2 protein-coding genes are annotated in these 3,616 nt (G+C 46.4%); both read left to right on the forward strand.

Translation table 11 applies throughout. The features are described from left to right. The first annotated feature begins 178 nt into the window (after positions 1-178). Positions 179-3,088 (forward strand): ribonucleoside-diphosphate reductase subunit alpha, encoded by a 2,910-nt coding sequence (locus tag B7Y67_RS13025; protein ID WP_363926727.1) that lies wholly within the window; start codon positions 179-181, stop codon positions 3,086-3,088. Positions 3,089-3,134: 46 nt separating this feature from the next. Beyond that, a partial coding sequence (locus tag B7Y67_RS13030; RefSeq protein WP_293599019.1) for a ribonucleotide-diphosphate reductase subunit beta occupies positions 3,135-3,616 on the forward strand: 482 nt, incomplete at its 3' end.

Below are 3,616 nucleotides of genomic sequence, written 5' to 3' on the forward strand. Positions count from 1 at the left end.
ATTTTCCTATACTTAGTACCAAATACACTTCGAGACACTAGATGTAGTGTTTGAATACAGCAATACCCTATTGTTTTTTAACGATTTTTTGTCCAAATAACTATATATAAGCAGGAAAAATATGACATATGCCAACCCCCAGACAGCAGGACAGACTGCCGGCGCAAATAATCCAGGAATGAACCCCTCCGAAGCTATGAACCAAGCCCCTTCCGCTGGCTTTGTTGCTGGCGGTGTTGGCGGTGGTCAAGCAACTCAATTATCTGATTACAAAATCATTCGCCGAAATGGCTCTGTGGTGGCGTTTGAGCCTTCAAAGATTGCGATTGCCGTTACCAAGGCATTCTTGGCGGTTAATGGCGGTCAGGGCGCAGCTTCAGCGCGCGTTCGTGAGCAAGTAGAATTATTAACTCATTCAGTAGTGCGCGCCTTGTTGCGTAGTCGCCCAAATGGCGGCACCTTCCATATTGAAGATATTCAAGATCAGGTTGAGTTAGCATTAATGCGCAGTGGTGAGCACAACGTCGCCCGTGCGTATGTTCTTTATCGTGAAAAGCGCAATCAAGAACGTGCAACACAACAAGGTATTACTCGGGAGGCGCAAGCTGCAACTCAAGTTGGTGAGTCTGGTATCAAGGTAACTGACAACGGCATAGAGAAGTGGTTGGATATGGCTGCTTTGCGCACCATTATCGATGCAGCATGTGAAGGCCTCGGCAACAACATTGACGCAACTCCAATCATTACTGAAACCATTAAGAATTTGTACGATGGCGTACCAATGGCTCAAGTGTATGACTCTGCAATTTTGGCATCACGTACTTTGATTGAAAAAGATCCTGCGTACAGTCAAGTAACGGCTCGTATCTTGATGCACGTGATTCGTAAAGAAATTTTAGGTCGCGAAGTATTGCAAGGCGATATGCAGGCGGAGTACAGCACATACTTTGCTAAGTACATCAACGAAGGTATTTCTGCTGAGCTCTTAGACCCACGTATGCGTGAGTTTGACCTGCCACGTTTAGCTGCTGCTTTGAACGCTAGCCGTGACTTGCAGTTCAACTACCTTGGTTTGCAAACTTTGTATGACCGATATTTCTTGCACATTGAAGACCGTCGCATTGAAATGCCACAAGCTTTCTTCATGCGCGTTGCAATGGGCTTATCTTTGAATGAATTGGATCGTGAGCGTCGTGCAATCGAGTTCTATGAAATCCTCTCTACATTTGATTTCATGTCCAGCACACCAACCTTGTTTAACTCAGCGACAACACGTCCTCAGTTATCCAGCTGCTACTTAACAACTGTGGATGATGATCTTGATGGCATCTATGAAGCCTTGAAAGAGAATGCACTCTTGTCCAAGTTTGCTGGTGGTTTAGGTAACGACTGGACAAACGTGCGCGCCTTGGGAAGTCATATCAAAGGCACTAACGGTAAGTCACAAGGTGTAGTGCCATTTTTAAAAGTGGTGAACGATACAGCGGTTGCTGTGAACCAAGGTGGTAAGCGTAAGGGCGCAGTTTGTGCTTACCTAGAGACATGGCACTTAGATATTGAAGAGTTCCTCGAGTTGCGTAAGAACACCGGTGATGATCGCCGCCGTACGCATGACATGAATACTTCCAACTGGATTCCAGATTTGTTTATGAAGCGCGTGATGGAGGGTGGTGAGTGGACATTGTTCTCACCTTCAAATACACCCGACTTGCATGACAAATTCGGCAATGCTTTCGAAGAGGCGTATGTTGCCTATGAGAAAAAAGCAGATGCTGGTGAATTGAAACCATTCCGCCGTATTCCGGCGCAACAATTGTGGCGTAAGATGTTGGGCATGTTGTTTGAAACTGGCCACCCATGGATCACATTTAAAGATCCTTGCAACATTCGTAGCCCACAACAGCACATCGGTGTAGTTCACTCTTCTAACTTGTGTACTGAGATTACTCTCAACACAAACGAGAGCGAGATCGCGGTATGCAACTTAGGTTCTGTGAACTTGACAGCACACATGACTACCGATGCATCTGGCAAGATGATTTTGGATCACGAGAAGCTCCAGAAAACAATTCGTACTGCAATGCGTATGTTGGACAACGTGATTGATATCAACTACTACGCTGTTGCTAAAGCGCGTAATTCCAACTTGAAGCATCGTCCAGTTGGTATGGGCATCATGGGCTTCCAGGATTGCTTGCATATGCAGCGCATTCCTTACGCTAGCGATGAAGCAGTGAAGTTCGCAGATTCTTCAATGGAAGCAGTTTGCTACTACGCCTACCAGGCATCTAATGAGTTGGCTGAAGAGCGTGGCGTTTACAGCACATACAAAGGATCTTTGTGGGATCGTGGCATTCTTCCGCAAGACTCAGTTGCGTTGTTGGCGGCGGAGCGTGGTGGCTACCTTGAGGTAGATGGTTCTTCCACTATGAATTGGGATGGCTTGCGTGCACGCATCAAGCAATTTGGTATGCGTAACTCCAACTGTGTGGCGATCGCACCAACTGCAACGATTTCTAATATTATTGGCGTATCAGCTTGTATCGAGCCGACATTCCAAAACTTGTTTGTGAAATCTAACCTCTCAGGCGAGTTCACTGTAGTAAACGAGTATTTGGTGCGTGATTTGAAAGATCGCGGCCTCTGGGATGAAGTCATGATTGCTGACTTGAAGTACTTTGACGGTACTTTATCCAAGATTGATCGTGTTCCACAAGATTTGCGTGATTTATACGCTACTGCATTTGAAGTGGAGCCAAGCTGGTTAGTTGAAGCTGCTTCGCGTCGTCAGAAGTGGATTGACCAGGCGCAGTCACTCAATATTTACATGGGTGGCGCATCAGGCAAGAAATTGGATGACACCTACAAGTTGGCATGGTTGCGTGGTTTGAAGACCACTTATTACCTCCGCACCATGGCTGCAACGCACGTTGAGAAGTCTACTGTTGCAAGTGGCCAGCTAAATGCAGTGTCTAGCGGTGGCGGTGTTAATGGTACAGATGCATCAGCAGCGCAAGAATTGGATGGCCCTGCTTGCACAATGCGCCCGGGCGATGCTGGATTTGAAGAATGTGAAGCTTGTCAGTAAGTATTTGATTGCTGATTTATAAAAGAAAAGAATTTAGGAGATTGTTATGTTGAATTGGGAAGAAGAAGTTGCGCCGGCACTAGCAAAAGCAGGTCTCGCACAGCAACCAGTTGTGGCAGAGCCACAACGCCCACAAGCGGACGAGGTCGCAATTGCACTTCAAGTTACGGCACCTGCAGCAACTGCGAGTGCAGATTTATCTGGTGGTGCAGCTTTGCGCGTCAACGCTGCCGATAAGCGTGTAATTAATGCCAAGACTGACGTGAATCAGTTGGTTCCATTTAAATATAAGTGGGCTTGGGAGAAATACCTGGCTGGTTGCGCAAACCATTGGATGCCACAAGAGATCAATATGAATCGCGATATCGCGCTTTGGAAAGATCCTAATGGTTTAACTGAAGATGAGCGTCGCATTATTAAGCGCAATCTCGGTTTCTTCACAACAGCAGATTCTTTAGCGGCAAACAATATTGTTTTGGGCACTTATCGCCATATTACCGCCCCAGAATGCCGTCAATATCTATTGCG

It is taken from the genome of Polynucleobacter sp. 35-46-11, from assembly GCF_002281105.1.